This is a genomic window from Achromobacter animicus, assembly GCF_902859585.1.
Lineage (GTDB): Bacteria > Pseudomonadota > Gammaproteobacteria > Burkholderiales > Burkholderiaceae_B > Achromobacter > Achromobacter animicus.
The window spans coordinates 234,498-250,785 of record NZ_CADIJM010000003.1 but is presented as its reverse complement, the minus strand read 5'-3'; the positions used below and the strand labels follow the sequence as shown (position 1 = coordinate 250,785).

At 66.3% G+C, this 16,288-nt stretch carries 14 protein-coding genes; 10 read left to right on the top strand and 4 right to left on the bottom strand.

Features of this window, described 5'->3' with window-relative positions; genetic code table 11:
• Positions 1-81: 81 nt before the first annotated feature.
• The 3 genes from smc to ligA are packed head-to-tail and all read left to right on the top strand — an operon-like array spanning position 82 to position 6,834.
• Positions 82-3,615, top strand: a complete 3,534-nt coding sequence (gene smc, locus HV681_RS10295) for a chromosome segregation protein SMC (protein ID WP_175122998.1) — start codon at positions 82-84, stop codon at positions 3,613-3,615.
• A gap of 46 nt (positions 3,616-3,661) precedes the next feature.
• A complete protein-coding gene (locus tag HV681_RS10290; protein WP_175122997.1) occupies positions 3,662-4,735 on the top strand; it encodes a cell division protein ZipA C-terminal FtsZ-binding domain-containing protein in 1,074 nt (357 codons plus the stop codon).
• Positions 4,735-6,834 (top strand): NAD-dependent DNA ligase LigA, encoded by a 2,100-nt coding sequence (gene ligA / locus HV681_RS10285; protein ID WP_175122996.1) that lies wholly within the window; start codon positions 4,735-4,737, stop codon positions 6,832-6,834. Before HV681_RS10290 ends, ligA begins: the two co-directional genes overlap by 1 nt.
• A gap of 208 nt (positions 6,835-7,042) precedes the next feature.
• Here ligA and HV681_RS10280 read toward each other — a convergent pair whose 3' ends face one another.
• From HV681_RS10280 to msrB, 4 genes are read right to left on the bottom strand one after another with little or no spacing between them, the layout of a single operon-like run.
• Positions 7,043-7,819, bottom strand: a complete 777-nt coding sequence (locus HV681_RS10280; RefSeq protein WP_175122995.1) for a peptidylprolyl isomerase — start codon at positions 7,817-7,819, stop codon at positions 7,043-7,045.
• 17 nt (positions 7,820-7,836) lie between these two features.
• Complete coding sequence (locus HV681_RS10275; RefSeq protein WP_175122994.1) at positions 7,837-8,106, bottom strand: BolA family protein; 270 nt, start codon at positions 8,104-8,106, stop codon at positions 7,837-7,839.
• Positions 8,107-8,110: 4 nt separating this feature from the next.
• Entirely contained in the window at positions 8,111-8,695 is a 585-nt protein-coding gene (locus HV681_RS10270; protein WP_175122993.1) for a septation protein A, read from the bottom strand.
• A complete protein-coding gene (gene msrB / locus HV681_RS10265; RefSeq protein WP_056568221.1) occupies positions 8,695-9,093 on the bottom strand; it encodes a peptide-methionine (R)-S-oxide reductase MsrB in 399 nt (132 codons plus the stop codon). Before msrB ends, HV681_RS10270 begins: the two co-directional genes overlap by 1 nt.
• Before the next feature lie 52 nt (positions 9,094-9,145).
• On the opposite strand from msrB, the gene HV681_RS10260 reads away from it, so the two are divergent.
• From HV681_RS10260 to HV681_RS10230, 7 genes are all read left to right on the top strand, one after another.
• On the top strand, positions 9,146-9,823 hold the full coding sequence (locus HV681_RS10260) for an energy-coupling factor ABC transporter ATP-binding protein (RefSeq protein ID WP_175122992.1): 678 nt from the start codon (positions 9,146-9,148) through the stop codon (positions 9,821-9,823).
• Complete coding sequence (locus HV681_RS10255) at positions 9,820-10,416, top strand: energy-coupling factor transporter transmembrane component T family protein (RefSeq protein WP_175122991.1); 597 nt, start codon at positions 9,820-9,822, stop codon at positions 10,414-10,416. Before HV681_RS10260 ends, HV681_RS10255 begins: the two co-directional genes overlap by 4 nt.
• 37 nt (positions 10,417-10,453) lie before the next feature.
• Entirely contained in the window at positions 10,454-11,011 is a 558-nt protein-coding gene (locus HV681_RS10250; protein ID WP_175122990.1) for a biotin transporter BioY, read from the top strand.
• 271 nt (positions 11,012-11,282) lie between these two features.
• On the top strand, positions 11,283-12,446 hold the full coding sequence (locus tag HV681_RS10245; protein WP_175122989.1) for an ABC transporter substrate-binding protein: 1,164 nt from the start codon (positions 11,283-11,285) through the stop codon (positions 12,444-12,446).
• Between the two features lie 178 nt (positions 12,447-12,624).
• Positions 12,625-13,662 carry a branched-chain amino acid ABC transporter permease gene (locus HV681_RS10240; RefSeq protein ID WP_105237747.1) on the top strand — a complete coding sequence of 346 codons (1,038 nt, stop codon included), beginning with the start codon at positions 12,625-12,627 and terminating at the stop codon, positions 13,660-13,662.
• Between the two features lie 3 nt (positions 13,663-13,665).
• Positions 13,666-15,501, top strand: coding sequence for a branched-chain amino acid ABC transporter ATP-binding protein/permease (locus tag HV681_RS10235; RefSeq protein WP_175122988.1), 1,836 nt, complete (start codon positions 13,666-13,668; stop codon positions 15,499-15,501).
• Positions 15,501-16,262: an ABC transporter ATP-binding protein gene (locus tag HV681_RS10230; protein ID WP_175122987.1), complete on the top strand. Its 762-nt coding sequence runs from the start codon at positions 15,501-15,503 to the stop codon at positions 16,260-16,262. Before HV681_RS10235 ends, HV681_RS10230 begins: the two co-directional genes overlap by 1 nt.
• The last annotated feature ends 26 nt before the right edge of the window (positions 16,263-16,288 follow it).

Sequence of the window (16,288 nt, the reverse complement as noted above, 5' to 3'; positions counted from 1 at the left end):
GGCCCTTCTTGGGCCGGTTTGCAATCTGTGCGGCAGGTCCGTTAACGCCTTTCGTTCAACCCACCCCGTCGTCATCGTACTGTGCGCCTTACTCAGCTCAAACTCGCCGGCTTCAAGTCCTTCGTCGATCCCACCGTCATCCCCGTGCCCAGCCAGCTGGTCGGCGTGGTGGGGCCCAATGGCTGCGGAAAGTCGAACATCATCGACGCCGTGCGCTGGGTGCTGGGCGAGGCCAAGGCGTCTGAACTGCGCGGCGAGTCCATGCAGGACGTCATTTTCAACGGATCGGGCAACCGCAAGCCGGCCGCCCGGGCCTCGGTCGAAATGGTGTTCGACAACAGCGAGGGGCGGGCCGCCGGCCAGTGGAGCACCTACGCCGAAATCGCGGTGCGCCGGGTCCTGACCCGGGATGGCACCAGCAGCTATTTCGTCAACAACCAGCAGGTCCGCCGCCGCGACATCCACGACATCTTCCTGGGCACCGGCCTGGGCGCTCGTGGCTACGCCATCATCGGGCAGGGCATGATCAACCGCCTGATCGAAGCCCGCCCCGAAGAACTGCGCGTCTTCCTGGAAGAGGCGGCTGGCGTGTCGCGCTACAAGGAACGCCGCCGCGAGACCGAAAACCGCCTGTCCGACACGCGCGAGAACCTGACCCGCGTTGAAGACATCCTGCGCGAACTGAACAGCCAGCTTGAAAAGCTGGAAGCCCAGGCCGAAGTGGCCACGCGCTACCGCGAGCTTCAGGCTGACGGCGAAAAGAAGCAGCATTCGCTGTGGTTCCTGAAGGAAACCGGGGCGCGCGAAGAGCGCGCCAAGAAGACGCAGGAGATGGCGCAGGCTCAGAACGAACTGGAAGCCGCCATTGCCGGACTGCGCGCCGGCGAGGCCGCGCTGGAATCCCGGCGCCAGGCCCATTACGCCGCCAGCGATGCCGTCCACACCGCCCAGGGCGCCCTGTACGAGGCCAATGCCCAGGTCAGCCGCCTGGAAGCCGAGATCCGGCACGTGGTCGATTCCCGCAACCGCCTTCAGGCGCGCCGCGACCAGCTCCAGCAGCAGATCGCGGAATGGACCAGCCAGCGCGAGCACTGCACCGAACAGATCGCCCAGGCCGAAGACGACCTGGCCGCCGCCGCCGCCCGCACCGAAGAGGCGCGCTCCACTGCGGAAGACGCGCAGGCCGGCCTGCCCTCGGTCGAGCAGCGCGTGCGCGAAGCCGCCGCCGGCCGCGACGAGATGCGCGCGGCGCTCGCCCGCGTCGAGCAGAACCTGGCGCTGGTCGCGCAGACGCAGCGCGACGCCGACCGCCAGATGCAGACCCTGGACCAGCGCCGCGAGCGCCTCCAGCAGGAACTGCGCGAACTGCACAGCCCCGACCCCGAACGCCTGGAACAGTTGGCCGGCGACCGCGCCGCGGGCGAAGACCAGCTCGAAGCCGCCCAGGAAGAACTGGCCACCCTGGAAGGCCGTGTGCCCGAAGCCGACGCCGAGCGCAGCCGCGCCCAGGGCGCCGCCCAGACCGAAGCCCAGAACCTGGCCCGCCTGGAAGCCCGCTTGTCCGCACTGGTGAAGCTGCAGGACGACGTGCAGAAGCAGGGCGCGCTGGAACCGTGGCTGGCCAAGCACGAACTGGCCGGGCTGTCGCGCCTGTGGCAAAAGCTGCACGTCGAGCCGGGCTGGGAAACCGCCCTGGAATCGGCGCTGCGCGAACGCATGGCGTCGATGGAAGTGCGCAACCTGGATTGGGCGCGCGCCTTTGCCGACGACGCACCGCCCGCGCGGCTGGCGTTCTACCAATTGCCCGTCGCGGCGCCCGCGCCGACGGCGCCTGCCGGGTTCACGCCGCTGGCCAGCCTGCTGCGCATCACCGATCCCGATCTGCGCACGCTGCTCAACGAATGGCTCGCCGGCGTCTATACGGCCAATGACCTGACCCAGGCCCTGGCCTTGCGCGCGACCCTGCCCGCCGGGGCCGCCTGCGTGGTCAAGGCCGGCCACCTGATCGACGCGCACAGCGTGCGTTTCTACGCGCCCGATTCCGAACAGGCCGGGCTGCTGGCCCGCCAGCAGGAAATCGAAAACCTGCAGCGCGAAATCAAGGCCCAGCAACTGATCGCCGACCAGGCGCGCGCCGCGGTCGCCCGCGCGGAAGCGGCGTGGCAGCAGGTGTCACAGGCCATCTCTCCGGCACGCACCCGCGTGGCCGAAGTCACGCGCCGCGTGCACGACATTCAGCTGGAACACTCGCGGCTGCAGCAGCAGGCGGAACAGTCCGGCGAGCGCGCCTCGCGTCTGCGCCAGGACCTGGAAGAAATCAAGGCGCACGAGGAAGACCTGCGAGCCACCCGCGAAGAGGCCGAGGCCCGCTTCGAGGCGTTGGACGAAGAGCTGGCCGAGCATCAATCCAAGTTTGCCGACGCTGAAATGGATGGCGAGACGCTGGCGGCGCAAGCCGAGGCGGCCCGCACCCGCCTGCGCGAACTCGAACGCGCCGCCCAGGAAGCGGAATTCGCTGAACGCGGCATCCAGGTGCGCATCACCGACCTGCAACGCAACCAGCAACTGGCCGCCGACCAGAGCCAGCGCGGCGCGGTGGAACTTGAACAACTGATGGGCGACCTGACCGAGCTGGACGCATCCGCGTCGCAGGCCGGCCTGCAAGACGCCCTGGAAGCGCGCGCCGAACGCGAGGAAGCGCTGTCGCGCGCCCGCCAGGAACTCGAAAATCTGGCCGCGCTGCTGCGCGGCGCCGACGAAGACCGCCAGCAACAGGAGCAGACCCTGGAGCCGCGCCGCGCGCGCATCATGGAACTGCAACTGCAGGAGCAGGCCGCGCGCCTGGCCGAAGAGCAGTTCACCGAACAGCTCAATGCACGCGAAGTCGACCGCGAGGAACTCGCTCAGTTCCTGGCCAACCAGCCCGACGAATGGCGCCGCGCAAACTGGCTGCAACAGGAAGTCGGCCGCATCTCGCGCCAGATCGAAGCGCTGGGTTCGGTCAACCTGGCGGCGCTCGACGAACTGAACACCTCGCGCGAACGCAAGGGCTTCCTCGATTCCCAGCACGCCGACCTGATGACCGCCATCGAGACGCTCGAAGACGCCATCCGCAAGATCGACCGCGAGACGCGCGAACTGCTCCAAGAGACGTTCAACATCGTCAACGGTCACTTCGGCGAGCTCTTCCCCAAGCTTTTTGGTGGGGGCGAAGCCAAGCTCAGCATGACGGGCGAGGAAATCCTCGATGCCGGCGTGCAGGTGATGGCCCAGCCGCCGGGCAAGCGCAACAGCACGATCCATCTGCTGTCGGGCGGCGAAAAGGCGCTGACCGCGACTGCGCTGGTGTTCGCGCTGTTCAAGCTGAACCCTGCGCCGTTCTGCCTGCTGGACGAGGTGGACGCGCCGCTGGACGACGCCAACACCGAACGTTACGCGAACCTGGTCGCCAACATGAGCGAGCAGACGCAGTTCCTCTTCATCTCGCACAACAAGATCGCGATGCAGATGGCAAAGCAATTGATCGGCGTAACCATGCAAGAGCAAGGGGTTTCGCGTATCGTTGCGGTAGACATAGATTCGGCCGTCCAGATGATGGCCTCCGAAGCGGCATAAACCCAATATTGAGAAAGGCGCCGCCTTCCAGGCGCGGGATTTACACATGAGTGATTTGCAGATCGGGCTGATTGCCCTGGGCGTCTTGCTGATACTGCTGGTGTTGGGATTCAACTGGTGGCAGGACCGTCGCGTCCGTCGCAAGATGCAGAGCCATTTCCCCACCTCCGAACAGGATCCGCTGCTGGGCGCGGGTGTGGCGGGCGCCAGCGCCGCCACCGCCGGTGCTTCCCGGCGCGAACCCGGCATGGGCGGCGACTCTGCGCGCGTCCAGCCCGGCCAGCCCGCGCCGGTGGATCCCGGCAGCGATGCCGACGACGCCGAAGAACCCGATCCCGCCTGCGAAGTGGTCATCGAAGTCAACTTCGCCGAGCCCGTGCGCGGCGCGGATCTGTTGCCGTACATGCAAAGCCTGCGCAACGTGGGCCGCAAGCCCATGCGCGTGTTCGCCGAAACCGACCAGCGCCGCCACCGCGCGCGCGTCCATGCCGGCGAGTCCTATGCGTCCATGCAGCTTGCCGTGCTGCTGGCCAACCGCAGCGGTCCGCTGACCGCGATCGAATGGTCGCAGGCCTGGGCCCGCGCCCAGGACATGGCCGAACGCTTCGACGCCACCATTGAAGGTCCCGACCAGCAGGCCGTGCTGGAGCAGGGCGCCCGCCTGGACGACACCTGCGCGGCGCTGGACACCCAGGTCGGCCTGACCCTGCTGCTCGGCTCGGCCCAGCCGGCGGCCGAAGTCATGGCCGTGGCGCGCGACGTGGGATTCGTCGCCGACGGCAACCGACTGGCCTGGCCTAACGAGAACGGCGTGGCCCGCTTCACGCTGGCCCGTGCGGACGGTGCTGCTTTCGATGCGGGCATGGGCGGCATCGAGCGCCTGTACCTGCTGCTGGACGTGCCTTGCAGCCCGGCCGACACCCGCGCGTTTGGCCGCATGGTCGACGTGGGCCGCGACCTGGCCTCGCGCCTGCGCGCTGAACTTGTCGACGATCAGGGCAAGCCCCTGGCCGACGGCTCCGAGACCGTCATCGACGAGCGCCTGCAGGTCCTGTTCGGCCAGCTTGAACAAGCGGGCCTGCCCGCCGGCAGCGAGCGCGCCCAGCGCGTGTTTGCCTGATGGCCAGCGGGTCCGGCGAGAATCCGGCGCAAGCCGCCGCGCGGCTGCGCGCCGAGATCGAGCAGCACAACGTCCGCTATTACGTCTACGACGAGCCCTCCGTCTCGGATGCCGAGTACGACGGGCTGATGCGGGATTTGCAGGCCCTGGAGGCCGAGCACCCGGAACTGGTGACACCCGAGTCCCCCACGCAACGCGTGGGCGCGGCGCCGGTGTCCGCGTTTGGCAGCGTGCGCCACGTGGTGCCGATGCTGTCGCTGAACAACGCGTTTTCCGAAGAAGAGGTTGCCGCATTCGACCGTCGTGTCACCGACACGCTGCGCGGTGCTGGCCTGCTGGGTCCGGCGCAGCAGCCGGACTACTTCTGTGAACTCAAGCTCGACGGCCTGGCGATCAGCCTGCGCTACGAGGACGGCCGCCTGGTGCAGGCCGCCACGCGGGGCGACGGCCAGACGGGCGAGGACGTCACGTCCAACATCCGCACGATCAAGGCGATTCCGCTGCAACTGAAGGGCGCGGCCCCGAAGGTGCTGGAGGTGCGCGGCGAGGTGCTGATGAATCGCGCCGACTTCGAAAAGCTGAATGCGGCGCAGGCCAAGCGCGACGAGAAGATTTTCGTGAACCCCCGCAATGCGGCGGCGGGCAGCCTGCGCCAGCTCGATCCGCGCATTACCGCCAAGCGGCCGCTGCGTTTCTTTGCCTACGGTTGGGGCGAGGTCCAGGGCCTGCCCGGTTCGCAAAGCGGGCTGTTCGACGAAGCCTCGGCCGGCGCGGACCAGGCCTCGCAATTGCCCGAAAAATCCCACGGCGCCATGCTGGAATGGCTGGCCTCGTTAGGGCTGCCGGTCAATGTCGTGCACAACCACCGGGCAAGCGGCGCCGAAGGCCTGATGGCGTTCTACGCCAAGGTCGGCGCCTTGCGCGCGAACCTGCCCTACGACATCGACGGCGTGGTCTACAAGGTGGACTCGCTGCCGGCGCAGAAGGTGCTGGGTTTCGTGGCGCGCGCGCCGCGCTTTGCATTGGCGCACAAGTTTGCCGCCGAAGAGGCCACCACGACGCTGGTGGACATCGAAGTGCAGGTGGGCCGCACGGGCGCCATCACCCCGGTCGCACGGCTCAAGCCGGTGTTCGTGGGCGGCGTCACCGTCACCAACGCCACGTTGCACAACGAAGACGAGATCCGCCGCAAGGACGTGCGCATCGGCGACACGGTCATCGTGCGGCGTGCGGGCGACGTGATTCCCGAGGTGCTGGGCCCGGTCCCGGAAAAGCGGCCCGAGGACGCACGCGAATTCGTCATGCCGACGGAATGCCCGGTCTGCGGATCGGCCATTGAACGCCTGGAAGGCGAAACCATCGCGCGCTGCACCGGGGGCCTTTTCTGCGGCGCCCAGCGCAAGCAGACGTTGTGGCATGCCGCCAGCCGCAAGGCGCTGGATATCGAAGGCCTGGGCGAAAAGCTCGTGGACCAGCTGGTGGACAGCGGTCGCGTCAAGACGCTGGCCGACCTGTACAGCCTGCGTCCGCTGGAACTCGTGGGCCTGGACCGCATGGGCCAGAAGTCCGCCGACAATCTGGTGGCCGCCATTGAGAAGGCGCGCTCGCCGAATCTGTCCCGCCTGCTGTTCGCGCTAGGGATCCGGCACGTGGGCGAGACCACGGCCCGCGACGTTGCACGGCACTTCGGCAGCATCGACGCCATCATGGATGCGGATGAAGACGCCTTGTCGTCGGTGCCCGACGTGGGGCCTGTCGTGGCCGCGTCGATCCGCCATTTCTTTGCCGAACAGCACAACCGCGACGTGATCGGGCAGCTCAAGGCGCAGGGCGTGAACCCGGTGGCCGAAGCCGCCCCGCAAGCCGACACGCTGGCCGGCAAGACCTTCGTGCTGACGGGCACGCTGCCGAACTGGACGCGCGAAGAGGCCTCGATGCACATCCAGGCGGCCGGCGGCAAGGTCAGCGGCTCGGTGTCCAAGAAGACCGCCTATCTGGTGGCGGGCGAGGATTCGGGCAGCAAGCTGACCAAGGCCCAGGAATTGGGCGTGCCGGTGCTGGACGAAGACGGGCTGAAGGCGCTGTTGGGCGTTTCCTAGTCAGGACGTTGCCGCGGTTGAACGAAGGGCTGCACGCCATCGGCGCGCAGCCCTTTTTGTTGCTGGCTTCGGACGGTGCCGGACTCCCGGTGAAGATCGTCTTCAGCCTGCGCGGCCGTCTAAAGGGGGCGGACACCTGAGCGCGTTGCCGAGCGCGCAAAAAAAAACTGCCCGCGATCGGCGGGCAGTTTTCTGAGCAGAGCGGGCCTTATTGAATCTTGGCCTTTTCGCGCAGTTGCTTCTGGTAGTCGGCCAGGGTTTGCTGGCGCAGCATTTCTTCCAGTTGCGGACGGACCTGATCCATCGGCGGGAATTCGACCGGACGGGTGTCGTCGACCATGATGATGTGCCAGCCGAATTGGGTCTGGACCGGCTTGTCGACCAGTTGGCCCTTCTTCAGTTGCGTCACGGCTTGCGCGAACGGCTGCACGTAGTTGGTCGGGGGAGCCCAACCCAGATCGCCACCCTTTTCGGCGCTGCCGGGGTCCTTGGAGTTCTTCTTGGCCAGTTCGTCGAACTTGCCCTTGTTTTTCTGCAACTGTGCCAGCAGGTCGTTCGCCTTCTTCTCGTCTTCGACGAGGATATGGCGGACCTTGTATTCCATCTTGCCGGCCTGTTCCTTCTTGATCTTTTCGTATTCGGCGGTGACTTGGGCGTCGGTGACCGGGTGCTTGGCCAGGTAGTCGGCCATCAGCGCGCGAACCAGGATGCCTTGGCGGGCCAGTTCGATTTCGGTCTGGACGTCAGCCTGCTTGGCGATGCCGCTGGATTCGGCGGCCTGCACGAAGATCTGACGGTTGATCATTTCCTGCTTGACCTGTTCGCGCAGTTGCGGCGAATCGGTGGCGCCCTGGCCGACCAGGAGCTTGACGAATTGATCCAGGCTCTTTTGCGGAATGGCTTTACCGTTGACGGTAGCCACGTTCTGCGCAAAAGCAGGCACGGCGATGACGCAGGCCGCAGCCAGCATGACGATGCGTTTCATGAATATCCTTTGACTTTCTATTTGGGAGCCTGGGCGTCAAGCGCAAGCGCATGAATCGGATAGGGGATCAAATCTTGCAAATGATGATACACCAGCCGGTGTCGCGCAACGGCGGAGAGCCCCGCAAAGCAAGGCGCTACGATGATTACGCGATAGTGGCCGGCGCCGTTTTTACTGCCTTCGTGGCCGGCATGCAAATGGGAGTCGTCCAGGATGTCCAGACTGACGGGTTCCAGGGCGGCAAGACGTTCCCGGATCAGGGCGATGCGGTCGGTGTTTTCTGACATGAGTTCAGGGCTTGCCGGGCGGCGTGGCGCCCGGATTGGCCGGCGTGTTTTCTTCGGTCTGGATGTGCTTGCCCAGCCACAGCGACTGGCCAATGACGAAGACGATCATCAGTCCCATCAGGCCGAAGGCCTTGAAACTGACCCACTGCGACTCGGTGAAGTGGCCCGAGAACGCGACGTACAGATTGAGCGCGCCGGCGATCAGGAAGAAGGCGGCCCAGATCAGGTTGAGCTTGTCCCACGCCGCATCCGGCAGCTGGATCTGCTTTTCCATCAGGCGGCGGATCAGGTTGCGCTTGAACAACAGGCGGGCAAAGACCAGCGCGCCGCCGAACATCCAGTACAGCACCGTGGGCTTCCATTTGATGAAGACGTCGCTGTGCAGCCAGATGGTCGCGCCGCCGAACACCAGGATGACCGTCAGGTTGATCCAGTGCATGGCTTCGGTGGGGCGGCCGGTGGCCTTTAGCCAGACGATCTGCGCCACGGCAGCCGCCATGGCGACGCCCGTGGCCGTGAAGATGTCCGTGTACCTGTAGGCGATGAAGAACAGGAGCAGCGGAAAGAGGTCGAACAGGAACTTCTTCATCAGTCTTCTAGGGGCTCAAACGTCATCGACAGGGAATTGATGCAGTAGCGCAAGCCGGTAGGCTCGGGGCCGTCGGGAAAGACGTGGCCCAGGTGTGCGTCGCAGACGTTGCACAGCACTTCGGTGCGCACCATGCCGTGCGTGGTGTCGCGTTCTTCGCGGACGAGTTCGGGGTCCAGCGCCTGGAAGTAGCTGGGCCAGCCGCAGCCGGCGTCGAATTTGGTGTCGGATGCGAACAGCGCCGTGCCACAGCCGACGCAACGGTAGATGCCAGGGGTGAACGTATCCCAGTAGCGCCCGGTGAATGCGCGTTCGGTACCTTTTTGACGGGTGACCACGTATTCTTCGGGGGAAAGCTGGGCGCGCCATTCGGCGTCGGTTTTGCGTACTTTTTCCATATGAGCTCTTGGAGTCGCGATGCCCGAAATGGTTCGGGCATAATCCCGCCCCATGTTAATCGAGTTTGACCAGGCGGTAGTGTCGACGCCCCAGGCGGAAGTGTTGCGCGGGGTGAGCGTCTCCCTGGCCGAACGCCGCATCGGCATCGTGGGCCCCAACGGCGCCGGCAAGAGTACGCTGGCGCGCCTGGTCAACGGCCTGGTGATGCCGTCTTCCGGCAGCGTCCGCGTGGACGGGCTGGATACACGCCAGGATCTGAAAGCCGTGCGTGCGCGCGTCGGCTTCGTGTTCCAGAACCCCGAAAACCAGATCGTCTTTCCCATCGTGCGCGAAGACCTGGCGTTTGGTCTGAAGCGTCTGGCGCCCGACCGCCAGCAGCGCGAGGCGCGCATCGACAGCCAACTGTCGCGCCTGGGCGTGGGCCACCTGGCCGACCGCAGCAGCCACACGCTGTCCGGCGGTGAGCGCCAGCTGGTGGCGCTGGCCGCCGTGCTGGTCATGGAGCCGGCCCTCATCGTCTTTGACGAACCCACCACCCAGCTCGACCTGCGCAATCGCAACCGGGTGCGCGCCGCCATCGATGGGCTGCCCCACGACGCTATCGTCGTCAGCCATGACCTGGAATTGCTCGAAGACTTCGACCGCGTGCTGGTCGTGCGCGACGGCGCGATCGCGGCCGACGACACGCCCGCCGCGGCGTTGCGCTGGTACCGGGAACACTGCGGATGATGGAGCCCCTGTACGTTGCGGGCAACACGCCGCTGCATCGGCTGCCAGCGTGGGTGAAACTGCTGGCGCTGATGGCGGCCGGCGCGGGTCTGTTCGTGCTGCGCGATCCGCTCTGGCTGGCGTTCGCCTTTGGCTTTTCGGTGGCGTTGGTCTGGTCCACGGGCGTCGCCGCCGCGGCTGTCTGGCGTCAGGTGCGCGGACTGCTCTGGGTGCTGCTGGCCGTCGCGCTCTTCACCGGCTGGTTTCAGGGGCCGCTTGAGGCGCTGGCGGTCGTGCTGCGCGTGGCGGCGATGGTGGGTCTGGCCCTGGCCGTCACGCTGGCGACCCGCACGTCGGACCTGATTGCCGTCTGCGAGCGGACATTGCGGCCGCTGGAACGCACCGGGCTGGTCGATGCCGAAAAGGTGGCGCTGGCGCTCGCGCTGACGCTGCGCTTCGTGCCCGAGATCTGGCGCAATTTCCAGGAGATCCGCGAGGCGCAGGCCGCGCGCGGGCTGGGGGCTAATCCGGTCGCGCTGATCGTGCCGCTGATCGTGCTGACGTTGAAGCGGGCCCAGGAAGTCTCTGAAGCGATCGACGCGCGCAGCGTCTGAAGGCCGCGCGCCCTGAACTCATTCAAAAGGGGAGACCATGAAATCGAACAATACGGTGCTGGTGGCGCTGTTTGCGGCGCTGATCGTCGTGCTCAGCCTGATGCCGCCCATTCCGATGCCCGGCATTCCGGTGCCCATCACCTTGCAGACGCTCGGCGTCATGCTGGCCGGCGCCATGCTTGGCCCCGTGCGCGGCGCGCTGGCGTGCCTGCTGTATCTGGCGCTCGCGGCGATCGGCCTGCCGGTGCTGCCGGGCGGGCGCGGCGGGCTGGGGGCGTTTTTTGGCCCGACCGGCGGGTTTCTCATCGGCATGGTGGCAGGCGCATTCGTGACGGGCTGGTTGGCGCGCCGCCTGGCCGCGCGCGGAACCGGCACGTGGGTGGGGCTGGCGGGGTATGTGGCGGCCTGCGTCGTTGGCGGCGTTGCGGTGGTGTATGCCTTCGGTGTGCCCTGGCTGTCGGCGGTGACGAAGATGGGCATGGCGAAGGCCGCCGGCGCGGTCGTGGTGTTCCTGCCGGGTGACCTCGTCAAGGCCGTGGTGGCGGCGTGGGTCGCTTCGCGCGTCGAGCGGGTGTGGCCCATGCTTGGCCGTTGATCACGGCGGGCCGCAGACCGTACGGCGAAAGACCCCAATCGCCCCAAGGGAATCCCCCAACATGACGCCCGCGACCCTTTCAAGTACAAGTTCGCCATTAACAAATGCGTTCGCCAAATCACGATTTACGTAGCACATCAGGGAATTACCGTAGTTGCGCTACGTCATCTGATACTGTTTTAACCATATAATATTTTTTTCTGTATAACTTTAAACAGGCTCGCTTCGCCTCGTTCGAGGCACATAAGAGCCAACCACAGGAGACAAAAACATGCGCAAGCACTTCGGCTTGTCCGCGGCCGCCGCCGCTGTAGCCCTGACTCTGCCGCTTCTGGCGAGCGCACAGGTCAAGGTTGGCGTGACGGTGTCCAGCACCGGCCCCGCCGCCTCGCTGGGCATCCCCGAGCGCAACACCGTGGCCTTGCTGCCCAAGGAAGTTGCCGGCCAGAAGATCGAATGGATCGTGCTGGACGACGCCACGGACACCACGCAGGCCGTCAAGAACTCGCGCAAGCTGGCTTCCGACGACAAGGTCGACGTGCTGATCGGCACGTCCATCACGCCGGGCTCGCTGGCAATGGTCGACGTGGCTGCCGAAGCCAAGGTGCCGATGATCAGCGTGGCCGCGAGCGCCAAGATCGTCGAACCCGTGGACGACAAGCGCCGCTGGGTCTTCAAGACCCCGCAGAACGACGCGCTGATGGCTGGCGCCCTGGCCGACGCGATGGCCAAGTCCAAGGTCAAGACGCTGGGCTTCATCGGCTTTGCCGACGCCTACGGCGACGGCTGGCTCGACGTGATGCAGAAGGCCGCCAAGGCCAAGGGCATCGAGATCGTCGCTATCGAAAAGTATGGCCGCACCGACACCAGCGTGACGGGCCAGGTGCTCAAGCTGGTCGGCGCCAAGCCCGACGCCATCCTGATCGCCGGCGCCGGCACCCCGTCCGCGCTGCCGCAAAAGGAACTGAAGGCCCGCAACTACGGCGGAACCATCTATCAAACCCACGGCGCCGCCAACAACGACGTGCTGCGCGTTTGCGGCAAGGACTGCAACGGCATGTACCTGCCGGCCGGCCCGCTGCTGGTCGCGGCGCAACTGCCCGACAGCAATCCGGTCAAGAAGTCGGCGCTGGCCTACGTGGAAACCTATGAGAAGGCCAACGGCGCCGGTTCGACCAACACGTTCGGCGGCCACATGTGGGATGCCGGCCAACTGGTCGTCGCCGCGCTGCCCGTGGCGCTGAAGTCGGGCGCCAAGCCCGGCACGCCTGAGTTCCGTGCCGCGATGCGCGATGCGCTGGAAGGCGTGAAGGACCTGGCCGTGTCGCAAGGCGTGTTCAACATGTCGCCCACGGACCACGCCGGCTTTGACGAGCGCTCGCGCGTCATCGTCAAGGTGGAAAACGGCAAGTGGGTCTACCAGCCCGATCTGTAAATCCCCTGGATCGCCCGAGCGCGGGCCGCCCGATGACGGGCGCCCGATCGCGCGGGGGGCGGCTCTCCGCCCGCCGCGCCGCGCCCGGCAGGACTTCGCACCGGCCTTTCCGGCCGGTGTGTCGTATCAGTGTTCCGGATGGGGTCGGGACACCAAGAAACCACAAGGTAGTTGTTAGATGGATTCCTCAATTGCGCTGATCCTGCTGCAAGACGGTGTCGTCAACGGCGCCATCTATGCCCTCCTGGGCATGGCTCTGGTGCTGGTTTTCGCCGTCACGCGCGTCATTTTCATTCCCCAGGGCGAGTTTGTGGCGTTCGGCGCCCTGACCCTGGCCATGCTGGTGGACGGCAAAGTGCCGGGCACCGCCTATCTGCTGCCGTTGCTGGGCCTGGTGTGCCTGGCGCTTGAGCTGGTGCGCGCCGTGCGCACGCGCAGCGCCGCGGCCCTGCCCAAGACCATCGCCACGTGCGTCGTGCTGCCGCTGGCGCTGTTCTGGTTGACCAAGAGCTACACCGGTCCCGAGAACTCGCTGTGGCTGAACATGCTGCTGACGCTGTTCCTGGTGATTCCGATGGGTCCGATGGTCTATCGCATCGTCTACCAGCCGCTCGCCGAAGCCACCGTGCTGGTGCTGCTGATCGTATCGGTCGCCGTGCACTTTGCGCTCATGGGCCTGGCGCTCGTGTTCTTTGGCGCCGAAGGCTGGCGCACCCCGGCATTCGTGAGCGGGCAGGTCGACCTGGGCTTCATGACGTGGTCCGCGCAGAGCCTGTTCGTGGTCGCCACGTGCGCGCTGCTCATCATTGCCTTGTGGGTTTTCTTCGGCAAGACGCTGTATGGCCGCGCGCTGCGCGCCACCGCCGTCAACCGCCGTGGCGCGCGCCTGGTGGGCATCAGCACCAACATGTCGGGCTCGCTGACGTTCACGCTGGCCGTGGGCATCGGCGCCATGTCCGGCATGCTGATCGCGCCCATCACCACGGTCTATTACGACACGGGCTTTTTGATCGGCCTGAAGGGCTTCGTCGGCGCCATCATCGGCGGCCTGGCCAGCTATCCCATCGCCGCGGCCGGCTCGCTGCTGGTCGGCGTGCTGGAATCCTTCTCGTCGTTCTGGGCCAGCGCATACAAGGAAGTGATCGTCTTCACCCTGATCATCCCGGTTCTGGTCTGGCGTTCGTTCAGCACCCATCACGCGGACGAAGAGGAATAAGCCATGAACCGCATTCTGCTTGCCGTTTTTCTCGTCGTCCTGGCGGGCCTGCCGATGGTGTCGGCCACGCCCGAGTTCTGGGTGACGCAACTGAACTACATCGGCCTGGCCAGCCTGGTCGTGCTGGGCCTCGTGCTGCTGACCGGTGTCGGCGGCCTGACGTCCTTCGGCCAGGCGGCGTTCGTCGGCCTGGGCGCCTACACCACCGCCTACCTGACGACGCAGTACGACGTGTCGCCCTGGCTGGCGCTGCCTGCGGGGCTGATCCTGACCGCCGTCGTGGCCTATCTGCTGGGCGCGATCACGCTGCGCCTGTCGGGCCACTACCTGCCGCTGGGCACCATCGCCTGGGGCCTGTCGCTGTATTACCTGTTCGGCAATATCGACTGGCTGGGCAAGCATGACGGCATCGCCGGCATCGAGCCCATCAGCATCTTCGGTATCTCGCTGGCCAACGGCCGCCACATCTATTACCTGATCTGGGTCTGCGTCCTGTTGGCGCTGTGGGCCACGCGCAACCTGCTCAACTCGCGTCCCGGCCGCGCCATCCGCGCGCTCAAGAGCGGGGCGGGCATGGCCGAGTCCATGGGCGTCAACACCGCTGCCTACAAGATCGTGATCTTCGTGTGGGCGGCCCTGCTGGCCTGCGTGTCGGGCTGGCTGTATGCGCACATGCAGCGCGCCGTCAGCCCCAGCCCGTTCGGCCTGAACTACGGCATCGAGTACCTGTTCATGGCGGTGGTCGGCGGCGCGGGTTACGTGTGGGGCGCCTTGCTGGGCTCCAGCGTCATCCTGGTGCTGAAGGATCAGTTGCAGAACCTCCTGCCCAAGCTGCTGGACACCAACGCCAACTTCGAGATGATCGTCTTCGGCGTGCTGCTGATCCTGATGCTGCAATACGCGCGTAACGGCCTGTGGCCGATCCTGGCGGGCTGGTGGGGCAACATCACGGGCGCCAATGGTTCGCGCCGCAACCTGGCGCCGCCTGCCGCGGCCCCGGCCCTGCCGACGCGCGAGCGTCCGCAGCCTGGTCAGGTCGTGCTGGAAGTGGATGCCATCCGCAAGGAATTCGGCGGCCTGGTCGCCGTGAACGACATCACCTTCAAGGTCAGCTCCGGCGAAATCATGGGCCTCATCGGCCCCAACGGCGCCGGCAAGAGCACGACCTTCAACCTGATCAGCGGCGTGCTGCCAGTGACGCGCGGCCAGGTCACGTTCATGGGTCAGCGCATCGACAACCGCTCGGCGCGCGAGATTGCCAAGATGGGCGTGGGCCGCACGTTCCAGCACGTGCAACTGCTGCCGGGCATGACGGTGCTGGAAAACGTGGCGCTGGGCGCGCACCTGCGTTCGGACGTGGGCGTGCTGTCGGGCGCGCTGCATTCGGACCGCGCCCGCGAAGCGCAGCTCCTGCATGAAGCGGCCGAGCAGCTCAAGCGCGTGGGCCTTGGCGAATACCTGTACGAACAGGCAGGCAACCTGGCCCTGGGCCAGCAGCGCATCCTGGAAATCGCCCGCGCGCTGGCGTGCGATCCCGTGCTGCTGCTGCTGGACGAACCGGCCGCCGGCCTGCGCTACAAGGAAAAGCAGGACCTGGCGCGCGTACTGGAACAGCTGCGCGCGGAAGGCATGAGCATTCTGCTCGTTGAACACGACATGGATTTTGTGATGCGCCTGACCAACCACCTCGTGGTGATGGATTTCGGCACGAAGCTGGCCGAAGGCGTGCCGGCCGACGTGCAAAAGAACCCGGCGGTGCTCGAAGCCTACCTGGGCGGCATCGACGACGACCTGCCCGAAGCGGACCAGGCCAAGCCCGTGTCGGCGGGGGGCGTGTGATGAGCACAACGAATTCCCCCGTTCTTGAAGTCAGCAACCTGTCGGCCCGCTACGGCAAGGTCGGCGCACTGGCCGGCGCCACGCTCAGCGTGCCGGCCGGCAGCATCGTCACTGTGATCGGCGCCAACGGCGCCGGCAAGTCCACGATGCTCAACGCCATCATGGGGTCGCTGCCGCAGACCGGCCACGCCGCCGGCACCGTGCATTACGCCGGGTCGGACGTGTCGGGCTGGATGGTCGAACGCCGCGTGGCGGCGGGCATGTCACTGGTGCCCGAGCGCCGCGAGCTGTTCGGCACCATGTCCGTCGAAGACAACCTGCTGCTGGGCGGCTTCCGGCGGTATCGTGCCCGCGAAAGCGGCTGGCGCGACACACTGAATGAAGTGTTCGATCTGTTCCCGCGGCTGCGCGAGCGCCGCGCCCAGCAGGCCGGCACCTTGTCCGGCGGCGAGCGCCAGATGCTGGCCGTGGGCCGCGCGCTCATGGCCAAACCGACGCTGCTGATGCTGGACGAGCCCAGCCTGGGTCTGGCGCCGCGCATCGTGCGCGAGATCTTCCACATCATTGCGCGCCTGCGCGAGACCGGCGTGGCGATCCTGCTGGTCGAGCAGAACGCCCGCGCGGCCTTGCAGGTGGCCGATTACGGCTATGTGCTGGAAACCGGCGAGGTCATCCTGCACGGCCCGGCGCGCGAATTGGCTGGCGATCCGAAGGTGATTGAGAGCTATCTGGGTCTGGGCAAGGGCGCCGAGGCGGCCTGAATTACCCACCCGATGGGACAAAAAAA

Excerpts from the sequence above, each read along its gene's own strand:
- HV681_RS10260 (WP_175122992.1), top strand. The coding sequence starts at position 9,146 with ATGTTAATCGAGTTTGACCAGGCGGTAGTGTCGACGCCCCAGGCGGAA.
- msrB (WP_056568221.1), bottom strand. The coding sequence starts at position 9,093 with ATGGAAAAAGTACGCAAAACCGACGCCGAATGGCGCGCCCAGCTTTCC.
- HV681_RS10270 (WP_175122993.1), bottom strand. The coding sequence starts at position 8,695 with ATGAAGAAGTTCCTGTTCGACCTCTTTCCGCTGCTCCTGTTCTTCATC.
- HV681_RS10240 (WP_105237747.1), top strand. The coding sequence starts at position 12,625 with ATGGATTCCTCAATTGCGCTGATCCTGCTGCAAGACGGTGTCGTCAAC.
- HV681_RS10290 (WP_175122997.1), top strand. The coding sequence starts at position 3,662 with ATGAGTGATTTGCAGATCGGGCTGATTGCCCTGGGCGTCTTGCTGATA.
- ligA (WP_175122996.1), top strand. The coding sequence starts at position 4,735 with ATGGCCAGCGGGTCCGGCGAGAATCCGGCGCAAGCCGCCGCGCGGCTG.
- HV681_RS10255 (WP_175122991.1), top strand. The coding sequence starts at position 9,820 with ATGATGGAGCCCCTGTACGTTGCGGGCAACACGCCGCTGCATCGGCTG.
- HV681_RS10245 (WP_175122989.1), top strand. The coding sequence starts at position 11,283 with ATGCGCAAGCACTTCGGCTTGTCCGCGGCCGCCGCCGCTGTAGCCCTG.
- HV681_RS10280 (WP_175122995.1), bottom strand. The coding sequence starts at position 7,819 with ATGAAACGCATCGTCATGCTGGCTGCGGCCTGCGTCATCGCCGTGCCT.
- HV681_RS10235 (WP_175122988.1), top strand. The coding sequence starts at position 13,666 with ATGAACCGCATTCTGCTTGCCGTTTTTCTCGTCGTCCTGGCGGGCCTG.
- HV681_RS10230 (WP_175122987.1), top strand. The coding sequence starts at position 15,501 with ATGAGCACAACGAATTCCCCCGTTCTTGAAGTCAGCAACCTGTCGGCC.
- HV681_RS10275 (WP_175122994.1), bottom strand. The coding sequence starts at position 8,106 with ATGTCAGAAAACACCGACCGCATCGCCCTGATCCGGGAACGTCTTGCC.
- HV681_RS10250 (WP_175122990.1), top strand. The coding sequence starts at position 10,454 with ATGAAATCGAACAATACGGTGCTGGTGGCGCTGTTTGCGGCGCTGATC.